Source organism: Streptomyces sp. NPDC005866, from assembly GCF_040629895.1.
GTDB lineage: Bacteria > Actinomycetota > Actinomycetes > Streptomycetales > Streptomycetaceae > Streptomyces.
In genome coordinates this window covers 60,636-74,945 of sequence record NZ_JBEXWP010000029.1, presented here as the reverse complement: position 1 = coordinate 74,945, position 14,310 = coordinate 60,636, and the positions used below count along the sequence as shown (strand labels likewise).

11 protein-coding genes are annotated in these 14,310 nt (G+C 71.9%); 4 read left to right on the top strand and 7 right to left on the bottom strand.

From position 1 onward, the window contains the following. Positions 1-64: 64 nt before the first annotated feature. Positions 65-928 (top strand): aminoglycoside phosphotransferase family protein, encoded by an 864-nt coding sequence (locus tag ABZ396_RS33620; protein ID WP_358922951.1) that lies wholly within the window; start codon positions 65-67, stop codon positions 926-928. A gap of 31 nt (positions 929-959) precedes the next feature. Here the strand turns inward: ABZ396_RS33620 and ABZ396_RS33615 are convergent, their stop codons facing one another. From ABZ396_RS33615 to ABZ396_RS33600, 4 genes are all read right to left on the bottom strand, one after another. Beyond that, entirely contained in the window at positions 960-1,682 is a 723-nt protein-coding gene (locus ABZ396_RS33615; RefSeq protein ID WP_358922953.1) for a 3'-5' exonuclease, read from the bottom strand. 102 nt (positions 1,683-1,784) lie between these two features. Further along, complete coding sequence (locus tag ABZ396_RS33610; RefSeq protein WP_358922955.1) at positions 1,785-3,026, bottom strand: SAV2148 family HEPN domain-containing protein; 1,242 nt, start codon at positions 3,024-3,026, stop codon at positions 1,785-1,787. Between the two features lie 103 nt (positions 3,027-3,129). Further along, entirely contained in the window at positions 3,130-4,446 is a 1,317-nt protein-coding gene (locus tag ABZ396_RS33605; RefSeq protein ID WP_358922957.1) for a copper amine oxidase, read from the bottom strand. A 66-nt stretch (positions 4,447-4,512) separates the two neighbouring features. Continuing rightward, positions 4,513-5,328, bottom strand: a complete 816-nt coding sequence (locus ABZ396_RS33600; RefSeq protein ID WP_358922959.1) for a Tat pathway signal sequence domain protein — start codon at positions 5,326-5,328, stop codon at positions 4,513-4,515. 196 nt (positions 5,329-5,524) lie between these two features. Here ABZ396_RS33600 and glgX point away from each other — a divergent pair, with 196 nt between their 5' ends. From glgX to ABZ396_RS33585, 3 genes are all read left to right on the top strand, one after another. Further along, positions 5,525-7,633, top strand: a complete 2,109-nt coding sequence (gene glgX / locus ABZ396_RS33595) for a glycogen debranching protein GlgX (protein WP_358922961.1) — start codon at positions 5,525-5,527, stop codon at positions 7,631-7,633. A 119-nt stretch (positions 7,634-7,752) separates the two neighbouring features. Then, complete coding sequence (treY, locus tag ABZ396_RS33590; RefSeq protein ID WP_358922962.1) at positions 7,753-10,122, top strand: malto-oligosyltrehalose synthase; 2,370 nt, start codon at positions 7,753-7,755, stop codon at positions 10,120-10,122. A gap of 303 nt (positions 10,123-10,425) precedes the next feature. Then, entirely contained in the window at positions 10,426-11,676 is a 1,251-nt protein-coding gene (locus ABZ396_RS33585) for a M14 family zinc carboxypeptidase (protein WP_358922963.1), read from the top strand. A 55-nt stretch (positions 11,677-11,731) separates the two neighbouring features. On the opposite strand, the gene ABZ396_RS33580 is transcribed toward ABZ396_RS33585, so the two are convergent. The 3 genes from ABZ396_RS33580 to ABZ396_RS33570 all read right to left on the bottom strand — a co-directional run bounded on the left by ABZ396_RS33580 (position 11,732) and on the right by ABZ396_RS33570 (position 14,177). Then, the gene (locus tag ABZ396_RS33580) at positions 11,732-12,148 is read right to left on the bottom strand and encodes an SSI family serine proteinase inhibitor (RefSeq protein ID WP_358922965.1); all 417 of its coding nucleotides are present in this window, start codon (positions 12,146-12,148) and stop codon (positions 11,732-11,734) included. Further along, on the bottom strand, positions 12,145-13,470 hold the full coding sequence (locus tag ABZ396_RS33575; RefSeq protein WP_358922967.1) for a M14 family zinc carboxypeptidase: 1,326 nt from the start codon (positions 13,468-13,470) through the stop codon (positions 12,145-12,147). The genes ABZ396_RS33580 and ABZ396_RS33575 overlap by 4 nt, the downstream gene beginning before the upstream one ends. Positions 13,471-13,625: 155 nt before the next feature. Then, positions 13,626-14,177 (bottom strand): DUF1707 and FHA domain-containing protein, encoded by a 552-nt coding sequence (locus ABZ396_RS33570; RefSeq protein WP_358922968.1) that lies wholly within the window; start codon positions 14,175-14,177, stop codon positions 13,626-13,628. Positions 14,178-14,310 lie beyond the last annotated feature (133 nt).

The following is a 14,310-nucleotide window of genomic DNA, read 5'->3' as shown; positions in this document are numbered from 1 at the left end:
AGACGACGCCGTGTGCGCCGGCACAGCCGCGGGCGCCTGGCGGGAACGGACACGGAGGCGGACGATGGACGAGGCAAGGGCGCGGGACGTACTGGCCGCGGCGGCTGTGCTGCCCGGTGCGGCGGCTGACGCCTCGCTCCTCGCCCTGGGCGAGAACGCGGTGTTCGCCGCCGGGGACCTGGTGGTCAAGGTGGGCCGCGACGCCGAGTTGCTCGAGCGGGCCCGGCGTGAGCTGGAGACCGCCGGGTGGCTGGCGGAGGCGGGCGTCCCGGCCGTACGGGCCGCCGAGCCGAAGGCGCGGCTCGTGGACGGCCATCCGGTGACCGTGTGGCACCGGCTGGCGGATCCGGTACGGCCGGCCGAGCCGCGCGATCTGGCCGAACTGCTGCGGATCGTGCACGCACTGCCATCTCCTCCCTTCGGGTTGCCGCGCCGCGAACTGCTGGGCGGTGTGGAACGCTGGCTGCGGCTCGCCGGCGACGCGATCGACCCCGCGGACGCCGCGTATCTGCGAGAGCGCCGGGACGGCTTCGCGGCGGCCGCGGCCGCGCTGACGCCGCGTCTGACCCCGGGGCCGATCCATGGGGACGCGCTGCCCCGCAATGTGCACGTCGGTCCGGCCGGACCGGTACTGGTCGACCTGGAGACCTTCTCGTCCGACCTGCGCGAGCACGACCTGGTGGTGATGGCGCTCTCACGGGACCGGTACGGGTTGCCCGCCGACGCCTACGACTCGTTCGTCGAGGCATATGGGTGGGATGTCCGGGAGTGGGAGGGCTGTTCGGTGCTGCGCGGCGCTCGGGAGACGGCCAGCTGTGCGTGGGTCGCGCAGCACGCGCCGAGCAATCCGAAGGCGCTGGCGGAGTTCGAGCGGCGGGTGGCGTCGCTGCGGGAGGGGGACGAGTCGGTGCGGTGGTACGCCTTCTGAGCCCTGCCTCCTCTGAGCCCGCTGCTGGGCCTCAGACCGTCTCGTCCGCCAACTCGCGCAGCGGCCAGGCCCCGTCCACCACCGCGTCCGCTTCGCCCTTGCGCCGCAGGAACCGCTGGAAATCCGCCGCCCACTCCGCGTACCACTCCACCTGGCACTCGTGCAGTCGTGCCGGGCCGAGGGAGGCGATCTTCGGGTGGCGGTCGGCTATGGCGCGGGCCAGGCGGGCCGCCGCCAGGGCGTCGGCTGACGCGTTGTGGGCGGAGGCGAGGGTGATGCCGTACTCGGCGCAGACCGCTTCCAGGTTGCGCTTGCCGCGGCGGTATCGGTCGACCCAGCGGTCGATGGTGTACGGGTCGATGACCGGCGCGGGGTCGAGACCGCCGAGGCGGTCGGAGAGCGACGGCAGGCCGTGGCGGCGCAGTTCCGCCGAGAGGAGGGTGAGGTCGAAGGTCGCGTTGTAGGCGACGACCGGGACGCCCGTCTTCCAGTACCCGGTGAGGACGTCCGCGAGGGCTTCGGCGACCTGGTCGGCCGGTCGGCCCTCGGCCGCCGCCCGCTCGTTGCTGATGCCGTGCACCGCCACCGCGTCGGCCGGGATTTCCACGCCCGGATCCGCCAGCCACTCGCGGCGGCCCAGCTCCTGCCCGGCTCTGACCTCGATCACGGCCCCCGTGACGATACGCGCCTCGCGCGGATCCGTACCCGTCGTCTCCAGGTCGAAGCCGATCAGGAGCTCCTGGTGCCAGCCCATGGGCGGTCCCCCTTCTTGGTGGTGCTTTCCCCCAGTGGTCTCCACCCTCGCATGCGCCACTGACAATCAGAGGACCGCGTTCCGCTTACCGTCGCGCCGGCCTCAGGACACGGGGCGCGAATCCGCCCAGGCCATGTCGAACTCCTCGCGGTATGTCGGGAAGAGTCCCGCTTCCATGACGTCGTTCGACTTGACCACCTTGTCGCCGTTGCGCAGTACCAGCACCGGCGACTCCATGCCCCGCGCCCCGCGCAGGTAGGACTGGACGACGGCGACACCGTCGGCGCCGTCGCCGTCGACCAGATAGGCGGAGAAGCGGGGCGTGTCCTCGTACACCTGGATCTCGAAGGCGCCCGGGTCGCGCAGCCGGGAGCGGACCCGGCGCATATGGAGGATGTTCATCTCGACCGAGCGGGACAGTTCGCCTCGTTTCATCCCGAGTTCCCGCTCGCGGCGCTTGACCGCGCTGGACGCGGGGTTGAGGAAGAGCAGCCGGACCCGGCAGCCGGTCTCGGCGAGACGGACCAGGCGGCGGCCGGAAAAGTTCTGCACGAGCAGGTTGAGACCGATGCCGATGGCGTCCAGCCGGCGGGCGCCGCCGAAGAGGTCCTCGGCCGGGAACTGGCGCATGAGACGGACGCGGTCGGGGTGGACGGCGACGACGTCCGCGTAGCGGTCGCCCACCAGGTCCTCCACCGCGTCCACCGGCAGCCGGCGCGCGGAGGGCACGTCACCGCCCGCGCCGAGCATCTCCAGGAGCCGGGCGGAGGCCCGTTCGGCCTGGTTGAGTACGGCTTCGGAGAGCGCTCGGTTGCGGGAGACGACGTTGCGGGTCACCTCTAGTTCGTCGAGGGCGAGTTCGACGTCCCGGCGTTCGTCGAAGTACGGCTCGAAGCACGGCCAGTGCTGCACCATCAGCTCGCGCATCTGTGGCAGCGTGAGGAAGCTGATCACGTTGTCGTCGGCCGGGTCGAGCAAGTAGCCCTTGCGGCGGCTGACTTCGCGGACCGCGACCGCCCGCTGGACCCACTCCTGGCCGGCGGGCCCGGCCGCGGCGACCACCCACTCGTCGCCGTGGACGGGTTCGTAGATGGGGCGCAGCACGGCTGCCACGACCGTGCGCAGCCGCTGTTCGACGAGATTCAGCCAGATGTAGGCACGGCCGGCCCGCTGGGCGCGCGTACGCACCTCCAGCCAGGCGTCGGCATCCCACTCCAGCTCCGGCCCGATGGAGCCCGAGGCGTCCATCGGCCGGGCCAGGGACACCGCGCCGGGCGGGACGTCTGTGGAGTTCCCCTCGTGACCCTCGTCACCAGGGGGCAGCTCCAGGCCTCCCGAGCCCACCCGTGCACCGCCTTCCGCTCCCCCGGACTTTCCCCGTGCCAACGATCAAGGAAGGGTACTCCGGGAGTGGTCGGCGGTGCAGCCGGATGGACAGTGTCGTTTCTCAACTACCGTTTCGGGGCTGTCCGTTCTGATCAGCGAGGGCGGCCGGAGTGAGCGGATTCATGGCGGTGACATCACGCGGGGCTATGGAGAAGCCCTGCCAGTGGACCGGCATCGGCTGCTGGTCCTCGTCGCGCGCGACGTGGTGGAAACCTACGTTCACCCAGACCACGGGGTTGGTGAGGGTCTGTCCGTTCACCCACTGGTCGACGTTCTTGGGGTGACCGCTCGCGCAGCCCGGGTTGTTGCTGGCGAACAGCTCGCACTTGTCGTACTGGGTGAAGTAGATGTCGTGCTTGGTGAAACCGTGACCCGGGTACTTGTTGCTGGCGCCGGGCACGATCTCGTACGAACGGGCGTGCCCGTCCTTGTTCTTGCCGGCCGTGCTGACCACCCGCCACCAGCGCATGTTCTTGGAGTCACCGGCGAGTTCCTTGGTGACGTTGGTGCGGGTGGTCTTGTTGGTGGGCGCCTCCTGGCCGTGCGCGGGCGCGCTGACCACGGAGTCGTACTGCTCGACACGGCTCTTGGAGGAGCCGTCGAGGCCGAAGTCCAGCTTCCAGAAGACGTTGTGGCTGTGGCTGGTGGCGTACGCGTGGGCGCCCTTGCCGATCGGCCAGCCGCGGCCGTCCCCGGCGTCGTAGTCGCCCGGGGAGAGGCTGCCGGTGGCGCCGACGTTCATGTTGATCGTGCCGTCGTCCTGGAACCGCCACTCGGTCATGTACTCGTACCAGCCGACCTTGTTGACGGTGTAGACCAGCAGGTCCTTGCCCTGCTGCTGGTACACCCGGTTGCCGGTGTCCGCCTGCATCCGGTACGCGTGGCCTCGCGAACGGGTGGTGGTGCACAGACCCTTGACGTTCGGGTGGGCCGGGTCCCAGGCGTCGGGGACCTTGACGGTCCTGATGGTGCCGCCGGGGCATTCGGCCGCGGCGAGCGGCACCAGGCCCTGCGCGAAGCCGAAGCCGGTCAGGTCGTCGTACTCGACACTGCCGTCGTCGTAGGGGACGTCGATCTGGCCGAGGCGGGCGCTGGAGAGGACCTTGATCGGGGCCGACTCGCCCTTGGGCTGGTAGGAGATGTGCTCCAGGACCAGTCCGGCCTTGCTGTCGTAACGCCAGCACATCCGCCAGGTGGTGCCGGTGGAGAGCTTCTGCTCGATCCGGTAGGCGGCGGAGCAGTCGGCGGCGGCCGTGGCGGCCCGCTTGGGCTGGGCGGCGGCGGGTCCGGCCGCGGTGGTCGCGCCGGCGGCCAGCGCGGCCACGGACAGGCCGACGGCGGCCGTCCTGCGGGCACGGCGGATTCTGTTCGGGTGCATGACGAAGTGACTCCTCGTGCGGGAGATGCAGTCGGGAACGGGCTGGGAAACGCGAACGGGACCGGCTCAGCGGCCGAGCTTCACGACCTTGCGCGCGCTGAGGTCGACGATCAGGGAGCGGGCGTCGATCCAGGGCCCGTTCTTGACCTTCGGGAAGAGCCGCACGCAGCGCTGTTCGCCGCACTTGTCGAGCGCGGCCGGCTGGGCGCCCGGAGTGGCGCGGTAGACCGCGCTGTTGAGCAGCAGCTGCTGCTCCGGAGAGGTGAGTTCCTCGCCCGTGGCGTCCTTGAAGTCCGCCTTCAGGCCGGCGCCGAGCGGATCGGCGACGAGCAGCCTGAGTGCCTCGACGTTCTCGTCGCGGCTGAGCGGCGGCTGGACACCCCGCCGGGTGGTGGTCTGCTCGACCTTGCCGGTGCCGAGGTTGACAGTCCGGGTGACGAGGCTGTCGTCCCTGTAGTCGTAGAACGTCACGTCCGCGCGGCGCGGCGCGTTCGTGTCGTCCAGTTCGTTCGCGTTCGGCTCGGCGAGGTCGACGCTGATCCGTTGCGGGCCATGCCGGCCCTCGACGTTCTCCGCTGCGCCGAACATCTGCTGGGTCAGAGCGAGACGTTCGACACGTTTGGTCTCGTCGTCGGTCAGCGGGTCGCTGCCCGTGCCCTTCTTCCCGTCGGCCGGCGCCTGTTCCACCACGCCCGGCTTGACGGCGTCCGTGCCCTGCCCCGCCTGCTGCGCGGCGGCCGTGCCGTTCCCGTCGCTCCCTCCCCCGTCATCCGCCCCCGCCGTACCAGGCAGGGTGATCCCGACCATCACGGCGGTCCCCGCAACCGCCAGGCCCGCACCTGCCACCACCTTGCCCAGATGGCGGTGCACTATCTTGCGCACATCTTCCCCCTACTCCCCCTTGGTCACAGGGAGTACGTGATTGCCCCACTGATTCGGCACACTTCGCCACATGGGCCACTGTGTGCACTGGTCGCCGGGTAAGAGGTCCGCAAGTCACCTGGGGTTCCATTACATTCGGGCAGACTCATGACCAAGGCGCCCCCGGGCGCAAGACACACCTGGAAGAGTCGACTTCATGCAGGTCTGGCCTGGAGAGGCATATCCGCTCGGCGCCACGTATGACGGCGCCGGGACCAACTTCGCGGTGTTCACGGAGACCGCGGACCGAGTGGAGCTGTGTCTGCTGTACGACGACGGCTCGGAGACGGCGGTGGAGCTGCGCGAGAGCGACGCCTTCGTCCGGCACGCGTACCTGCCGGGAGTGATGCCCGGGCAGCGCTACGGCTTCAGAGCGCACGGCCCGTACGACCCCGGACGCGGGCTTCGCTGCAACTCGGCGAAGCTGTTGCTCGACCCCTACGCGAAGGCCATCAGCGGGTCGGTGCGCTGGGGCGAGGAGGTGTACGGCTACCACTTCGGCGACCCCGACAAGCGCAACGACCTGGACTCGGCCCCGCACACCATGACCTCGGTGGTGATCAACCCGTACTTCGACTGGGGCGACGACCGGCGGCCACGCACCGAGTACCACCACACCGTGATCTACGAGGCCCATGTGAAGGGCCTGACCATGCGCCACCCGGGCCTGCCCGAGGAGCTGCGCGGCACCTACGCGGGCCTCGCCCACCCGGCCGTCATCGAACACCTGACGGAGTTGGGCGTCACGGCACTGGAGCTGATGCCGGTCCACCAGTTCGTCAACGACCACCGGCTGGTCGACATGGGCCTGAACAACTACTGGGGCTACAACACGATCGGCTTCTTCGCCCCGCACAACACCTACGCCTCCTGGGGCGACCGCGGCCAGCAGGTCCTGGAGTTCAAGTCGGCGGTCCGGGCGCTGCACGAGGCCGGGATCGAGGTGATCCTGGACGTGGTCTACAACCACACCGCCGAGGGCAACCACCTGGGCCCGACGCTGTCCTTCCGGGGTCTGGACAATCCGTCGTACTACCGGCTGACGGACGACCCTCGCTATTACATGGACACGACCGGCACGGGGAACTCCCTGCTGATGCAGTCCCCGCACGTCCTCCAGATGATCATGGACTCGTTGCGGTACTGGGTCACCGAGATGCATGTCGACGGCTTCCGTTTCGACCTGGCGGCCACGCTGGCCCGGCAGTTCCACGAGGTGGACCGGCTGTCGTCGTTCTTCGACCTGGTGCAGCAGGACCCGGTGGTCTCCCAGGTGAAGCTGATCGCCGAGCCCTGGGACGTCGGCGAGGGCGGCTACCAGGTGGGCAACTTCCCGCCGCTGTGGACCGAGTGGAACGGCAAGTACCGCGACACCGTGCGCGACCTGTGGCGTGGCGAGCCCCGCGCGCTCGCGGAGTTCGCGTCCCGGCTGACCGGCTCCTCCGACCTCTACCAGGACGACGGCCGCCGCCCGCTGGCCTCCATCAACTTCGTGACCTGCCACGACGGCTTCACGCTGCACGACCTGGTGGCGTACAACGAGAAGCACAACGAGGCCAACGGCGAGGACAACCGGGACGGCGAGAGCCACAACCGCTCCTGGAACTGCGGGGTCGAGGGACACACCGACGACCCCGCGGTCCTCGAACTGCGCGAGCGGCAGATGCGGAACTTCATCGCCACGCTGATGCTCTCCCAGGGCGTGCCGATGATCGGCCACGGCGACGAGTTCGCGCGCACGCAGGACGGCAACAACAACGCGTACTGCCAGGACAACGAGCTGTCGTGGGTGGACTGGCCGGCGCCCGGGGACGACAGTGACCTCCTGGCCTTCACGCGCGCGATGGCGCGGCTGCGCAAGGAGCACCCGGTCTTCCGGCGCCGCCGCTTCTTCCACGGCCGCCCGGTGGAGGGCACCCACGACGACCTCTCCGACATCGCCTGGTTCACTCCGGAGGGCCACGAGATGGCCCAGCAGGACTGGGGGTCGACACAGGCGTCGGCCCTGACGGTGTTCCTCAACGGCAACGCGATCTCGGAGCCGGACATGCGCGGGGAGCGGATCACCGACGACTCCTTCCTGCTGATGTTCAACGCCTCACCGGAGCCGCTGGAGTTCCTGGTGCCGGTGAACCACGGGCGTCAGTGGGAGGTGGTGGTGGACACGGCACGGGCCGAGGAGGTGCCCCCCGGGCCGAAGGTGGACGGGGGCGCACGGCTGACGCTGGTGGGGCGGAGCTTGACTGTTCTGAAGAGGCCCGCTTAGGGCGACCCGCCCGCGTGGCGGGGCCGCATCCGGGATGCGGCCCCGCCACGCGGGCACTGCAAGCCCCCACCGGCCCGCGCCGTGACACAAAACTCAACGAGACGGGTACATAGGTCCGCATGACAGCCGAGCGAACCGCCTCCGCCGCGCCGACAGCCACCTACCGCCTCCAGCTCCAGCCAAGCTTCCCTTTCCCGGCCGCCGAAGCATCCGTGCCGTACATCTCCTCGCTCGGCGTCTCCCACCTGCACCTCTCCCCCGTCCTGGAGGCCGTCCCGGGCTCCACACACGGCTACGACGTCGTCGACCACGCGCGCGTGCGTGCGGAACTCGGCGGCGAGGAGGGGCTGCGCGCGCTCGCGCGTACCGCGCGGGAGCACGGGCTCGGTCTGGTCGTCGACATCGTGCCGAACCACATGGCCATGTCCCCCCGGCACAACCACGCCCTGTGGGAGGTCCTGCGGGAGGGCCCCAAGTCGCCGTACGCCCGCTGGTTCGACATCGACTGGGAGGCGCAGGGCGGGCAGCTGCTGGTGCCGGTGCTCGGCGGGCCGGTCGGCGAGGTGCTCGGGCAGCTGGTGGTCGACGGTGACGTACTGCGCTATCACGAGCACGCCTTCCCGCTCCGGGAGGGCACCGCGGACCTGCCGCTGCCGGCGTTGCTGGACGCCCAGTGGTACCGCCCGGTGTGGTGGCGGCTGGCCCGGACCGAGCTGAACTACCGGCGGTTCTTCAGCATCTCGGAGCTGATCGGCGTGCGGGTGGAGGACCCGGAGGTGTTCGAGGCCACCCACGCCAAGATCCTCCAGCTGCTGCACGAGGGGGTGGTGGACGGGCTGCGCGTCGACCATCCCGACGGGCTCGCAAACCCCGACGGCTATCTCGCGCGGCTGCACGAGGCGACCGGCGGGCGCTGGACGGTCGTGGAGAAGATCCTGGCCGACGGCGAGCGGCTGCCGGCCGGCTGGCCGGTCGCGGGGACCACCGGGTACGACGCGCTGCGGCAGGTGGACGGCCTGTTCACGGATCCCGCCGGCGCCGCTGAACTGCTGGGCCAGTACCACCGGTTCGCGGCCCCGCAGACGGACCGGGGCGGCGACTGGGAGGCGACGGCGCGGCGGGCGGCGTACAAGGTGCTCACGCACGAGCTGGCGGCCGAGACGGACCGGCTGACCCGGGTGGCCGCGCGCGTGTGCGCGACGTCGCCGGACCCGGCACTGCGCGACCGGGCGCCCTGGGCGCTGCGCATCGCGCTGGAGGAGCTGCTGGTGCGGATGCGGGTGTACCGGCCGTACGCCTCCGATGACGTGGCCGCCGTGGTCACCGAAGAGGCCGCCGAGGAGGCGCGGCAGGCGTTCTTGGTGCCCGAGGAGGGCGGGGCGGTGGACGTGGTGCGCGGGCTGCTGCTGGCGGGGGACGACGGGCCTGGCCCCGCGGACTTCCGGGCGCGGTTCGCGCAGACGTCTTCGGCGCTGCGGGCCAAGTCCGTGGAGGACACGGCGTTCTACCGCTATGTGCCGCTGCTGTCCGCGACCGAGGTGGGCGGTGCTCCCGGCAGCCCGGGCGTCTCCCCCGACGGCTTTCACGCGTACTGCGCGCGCGTGCAGCGCGACTGGCCGCTCACGGGGACGGTGGTGACGACGCACGACACCAAGCGCAGCGCCGATGTGCGGGCGGCGCTGGCCGTGCTGACGGAGTGTCCGGAGCGCTGGGCGGACGTGCTGACCGAGGTGACGCGGGAGGGGGAGGGCGTGCCGGACGCGCAGCTGGCGTGGGCGGCCTGGCAGACGGTGTTCGGGCTCGGCCCGGCGGACCCCGAGCGGGTGCAGGGGGCGCTGCTGAAGCACGTGCGGGAGGCGGGTCTGTACACGAGCTGGACGGAGCAGGAGCCGCCCTACGAGCAGGCGGTGGCCTCGTTCGTCGCGGCGGGGCCGTGCGGGGCGCCAGGAGAGCCTGTGGCGGTCTTCCGCGCCTCCCTGGCGGCGTACGTCCGGGCGAACGTGCTCGGCACGGCTCTGGTCCATCTGACGATGCCGGGTGTGCCGGACGTCTACCAGGGCACGGAGGGCGAGTACCGGGCGCTGGTGGACCCGGACAACCGGCGGCCGGTCTCCTTCCCGCCCGAGCGGCCGGGCGACAAGGACGCGGTGACGGCGGCGGCGCTGCGGCTGCGGGCACGGCGCCCGGACGTCTTCGGCGCTGCGGCGACGTACACGCCGCTGGCGGCGGAGGGCCCGGCCGCGGCGCACTGTCTGGCGTTCGCCCGGTCCGGGGAGGTGGTCACGGCGGTGACCCGGCTGTCGCTGCGGCTGGCAGAGGCGGGCGGCTGGCGGGACACGGTCCTGCCGCTGCCGCCGGGTCGGTGGGCGGACGTACTGGCTCCGCATCGGGAGTTCACGGGGCACGCACACGTGGCCGGGCTTTTCGAGGATCTGCCGGTGGCGCTGCTGGAGCGAGTGGACGGCGGGGACGCCGGGGACGGGGCCTGAGGCGACCGAGGGGACTGGAGGTACTGGGGAGGGTGGAGCCCGAGGGGCATATTCACTCGAACGGGTGAATGCGCGGTCGGGATGGGGGGTTGCCGAAACTGACGGGGCGCGGACCGCGTCCGTAAAAGCGCGCGGAGCCGTTCCGCGCCCCGTAATGGCTTCGCACCCCATCGGTGCCGACCGCCCTGGCGGCCGACGACACATGCCCCTGGGCGCCCCCTGGAGCCTCCCCCGGGAGGTTCTTGACAGTTCACCTATGCCGTGCGGGACTGGGGAATGCGAAGCCGGGCGGACGAGTCGGGGGTGAGTCTCCTGCCGGAGCTGCGTTACCCCAGTGTTGCCGAACTGGTCGCGACCGCACGGGCGTTGGCCGCTCACCGGCCCGGCCTGTGTACGTTGCGGCAGATCGGCGTCTCCCGCGCGGGCCGACCGCTGCACCTGCTGTCCGTGGGGCACGCCCGGCGGGCGGTGCTGGTGGTCGCGGGCGCCCACGCCAACGAGCCGGCCGGGGGCGGCACCCTGCAGGTGCTGGCCGAACGGGTGCTGAACGAGCGGGACCTACGGGCGGAGACCTCCTGGCACTTCCTGCTGTGCGCGGACCCGGACGGAGCGAGCCTGCACGTCACCCCGGCGCCGCGCAGCCTGCTCGACTACCACCTCGGCTTCTACCGCCCGGCGGGCCCCGAACAGCCGGAGTGGTCACCGTCGGTGCTGCCCCCGGACCGGCTGCCGCCCGAGACCCTGGCCCTGCTCGGGGTGATCGACGAGCTGCGCCCCTACCTCCAGGTGACCCTGCACGGCACCGACCTGGGCGGCAGCTGGGTGCAGTTGACGAAGGACGTGCCCGGGCTCGCCGAACCGTTCGCCAAGTCCGCGGCGGAGCTGCACATCCCGGTGGAGACGGGTGCCTCGGACGCCGCGGGCTGGCCGGCGTCCGGACCCGGGGTCCGGGTGATGCCCGGTCCGGAGTCGGGGGTGGCCTACCCGAGCATGCCGGACGACGCACGGCACAGCACCTGGTACCACGCACACCGCTACGGCGGTCTGACGGCGGTGGTCGAGGTGCCGATGTGGGCGAGCGACCTGGTCGACGACCCGGCGCCGCACCCGGCGCCGGCGGCGGCGATGCGGCGGCTGGCGCGGCGGCTGCTGCGGGACTCGCGGGAGGTGGAGCGGGTGCTGGCCGAGGCGCTGCCCCGGCTGGACGGCCTGGACGGGCCGCTGCTGCGGGCGGCCCGCTGGGCGCTGGCGCTGATCCCCGGGCTGGCCGAGGACTGGATCCACCGGCCGCCGATCGACACCACGATGGCGTACGTCGGCAGCGTGGACGCCTTCGGGCGGCGGCTGCCGTTGCGGGCGGCGTCGATGCTGCTGCGGGTGCTGCGGGAGGCGGACGACCGCACGGCGCCACGACTGGAAGAGCTGGTCGCCTCCTGGTGCGACGCCTACGGGGAGCGCTTCCGGGCCCGCTGGGTGCCGTTGGAGCGCCAGGTGGAGCATCAGTCCCGGACGGTGCTGGCGGCCGCGCAGCACGCCCGTGAGCGGGCGGCGTGAGGTCTGGGGCCTGTCCGGCGGATCTTGCCCCGGGGGCCGCACGCCGCCGCCGGGTTCAGTCGTCGAGGGCGAAGACCGGTCCGGTGCGGACCGCCATCTCGCAGGCGTTCGAGAACGTCTCGCGGTACTCGATCGGCCGGCCGTTCCACGTCCCGCGCGCCTGCGCGGTCACGGGGGCGTAGACCATCGGGCACATCGCGTCCTTGGCCGGGGCGATGCGCGCGATGTCACCGCCCACCGTGTCGAGTTCCGTACAGGCCTCAGCCGCGCGGGAGTGCCCCTGGGGCGGGTCGCACAGCAGCAGTGTGCCGCGCGTGTCGCTGGACCGGCTGTCGCCCTTGGTGACGGTCAGGTAGAGGTAGTCGCCGCCGTGCGTGGCGCCGGACAGGGCCTGGGCCGGGCCGGCGGCGAGGAGGGCGGCGGCCGCCAGCAGGGCGCCGCCGGCCGCTGTCGCTTTGCTCAGATGGGTCATTCCCTGTGCATCGGCACGGCGGCCTCGGTGCCCCAGCCCCACTCACCCGAACGAGCACGCACGCGCGCGTGGCGGTGCGCCAGTTCGAAAGCGCTCAGGACCACCCGTGTCTGGTACTCGGCCTGGCGTGCGACCGGGATCCAGCGCGCGCCGAAGGTCTCTTGGTAGTCCGCGCACCAGGTGTCGATCAGCCGGTCCAGGTCGGGCAGGGCGCCGGCCGGGTCGTGGCCGGTGCCGCGCAGCAGCCGGTGCAGCAGCCCGGCGGTGCGCAGGGCCAGCCGGCGCCCGGCGATCCGCAGGGCGGCCAGGTGGGCGGTGCTGAGCGGGGGCAGCGGGCGGGCGCCGACGACGTCGGTGCCGGGGTCCCAGGCGTCGGCGAGACCGGGGCAGACGAGCAGGTAGTCGGCCACCGGCGCGAGCAGCCGGACCGCGTCCGGCGCGGCGGACAACTGGGGCCGGATCCGGGCCAGGACGCCCTCCAGGAGGCCGGTGTCGTGCCGCAGGGTCCGGCTGAGGGCGTGCAGCGCCGCGTCCCGGTCGGCGGGTGCTGCGCCGTCCTGGACGGCGGCCGCGCCCCACATGGGCGCCTCGACGATGGCCGTGAGGGTGCCGTGCCGGTGCGGATGGAACCAGGTGGACTCGACGGCCGCCTCGGTGATGGCGGCGGCCAGGTCGCCCCGGCGGGGCGGCGGGACCCGGTAGACGGCCGGGCCCAGGGTGGACCAGTACAGGGCGTCGTAGGCGCCGAGTTCGCGGGGGATGCCGAGCCGGCTCGCGGTGTGCGCGAGGCGCTGGGCCAGGCCCGGCAGGTCATGGGTCAGCTCGACGAAGCCGCCGCCGACCTCGACGCCGTGCAGTGAGCACTGGAGGAAGGGCCGCAGCTCGTCCTGGAGGTCGAGCAGTGCCCGGGTCTCGGGCAGCACGACGGCGTCCGCCCCGTCGGGCAGCCACTCGGGCTGCTCCAGGAAGCCGGGCCGGAAGAAGTTCCGGAAGTAGTGGCCCAGCGTGTACGGCCCGGCCAGCCAGCCCTCGTTGCGGCGCGAGCCGTCCGGGTCCAGGCACAGCAGCAGGTTCCAGGTGACGTCGGCGTCCTCGGTGAGCCGGGGGTCGGCGAGGACCCGGTCGGCGAGGCGGAGCACGGTGGCGCCGCCGACGGGTTCGTTGGCGTGCGGGCCGGCGACGACGAGGGTGTGCCGGCTGCCGTGACCGATGGAAAGCAGCCATATCGGCGTGCCCTCACGGGAGGTCCCGATACTGCGCAGCCGGGCGTCCCGGGGGCGGTCGGCGACCAGCGCGGCCGCCCGCGAGGCCAGCTCGTCCACGGACGGATAGCGGTGGAGGGGCGGCAGGGCACACCTCCACGATGCTGTGCCGTCAATTCACATGATGTGCAGGGTGTACGCACAGTCAGTCACGACTTGAGGGGTACGTCAACACCACGGCGGGCAAACGCTTTTCGGCCACCGGGCGGGGCGGTTCAGCCGCTCGCGAGCCGGAAGCACACCCGGCCGAAGCCGACCTGGTCGCCCTCGCGGACGACGGCGGCGCCGATCACCCGTCGGCCGTTCACCGTCGTGCCGTTGGTGGAACCGAGATCCCTGAGGACCCACAGGCCGCCCTGGCGGCGCAGTTCGGCGTGCACCCGGGAGACCGTCTCGTGGTTGAGCCGCAGCCCGTTGGCGGGGTCGCGGCCGATGCGCAGCGGATGTCCGTTGCCCGGCTGCGGCAGCAGCAGCTTGGGCAGCCGCTCGGCCTGCCAGGCCCGGCGCAGCCGCACCGTGAACCCGGAGACGGCCTCCACGGTGCCAAAGAGCACGCGCGCGAGGCGGCTCTCCTGGGGCAGGTCGGCGGTGAGCGCCGCGAGTTCGTCCACGCGGCGGGCGGCGAGCGCCAACTCCATGCGGCGCACGAACGTGTCGTGCGACAGCCGTCCCATGGCGACGCCGTCGCGCAGCACACTCAGCGCCTTGTCGCGCTCCGCGTCGGACAGCCGCGCGGGGTAGGTGTTGAACTCGAAGGACGACGTCACGCTGCCGATTCTGGGTCAGTGAACCCCGGGTGTCCAGAAAACGGGGAAACGGCCGTCACGCGCGCGTACGTACGGCGACACCCGCCGGGAAAGGCGGGATTCAAAAGCGGATTGATCGCTTTCGCGGCACGAT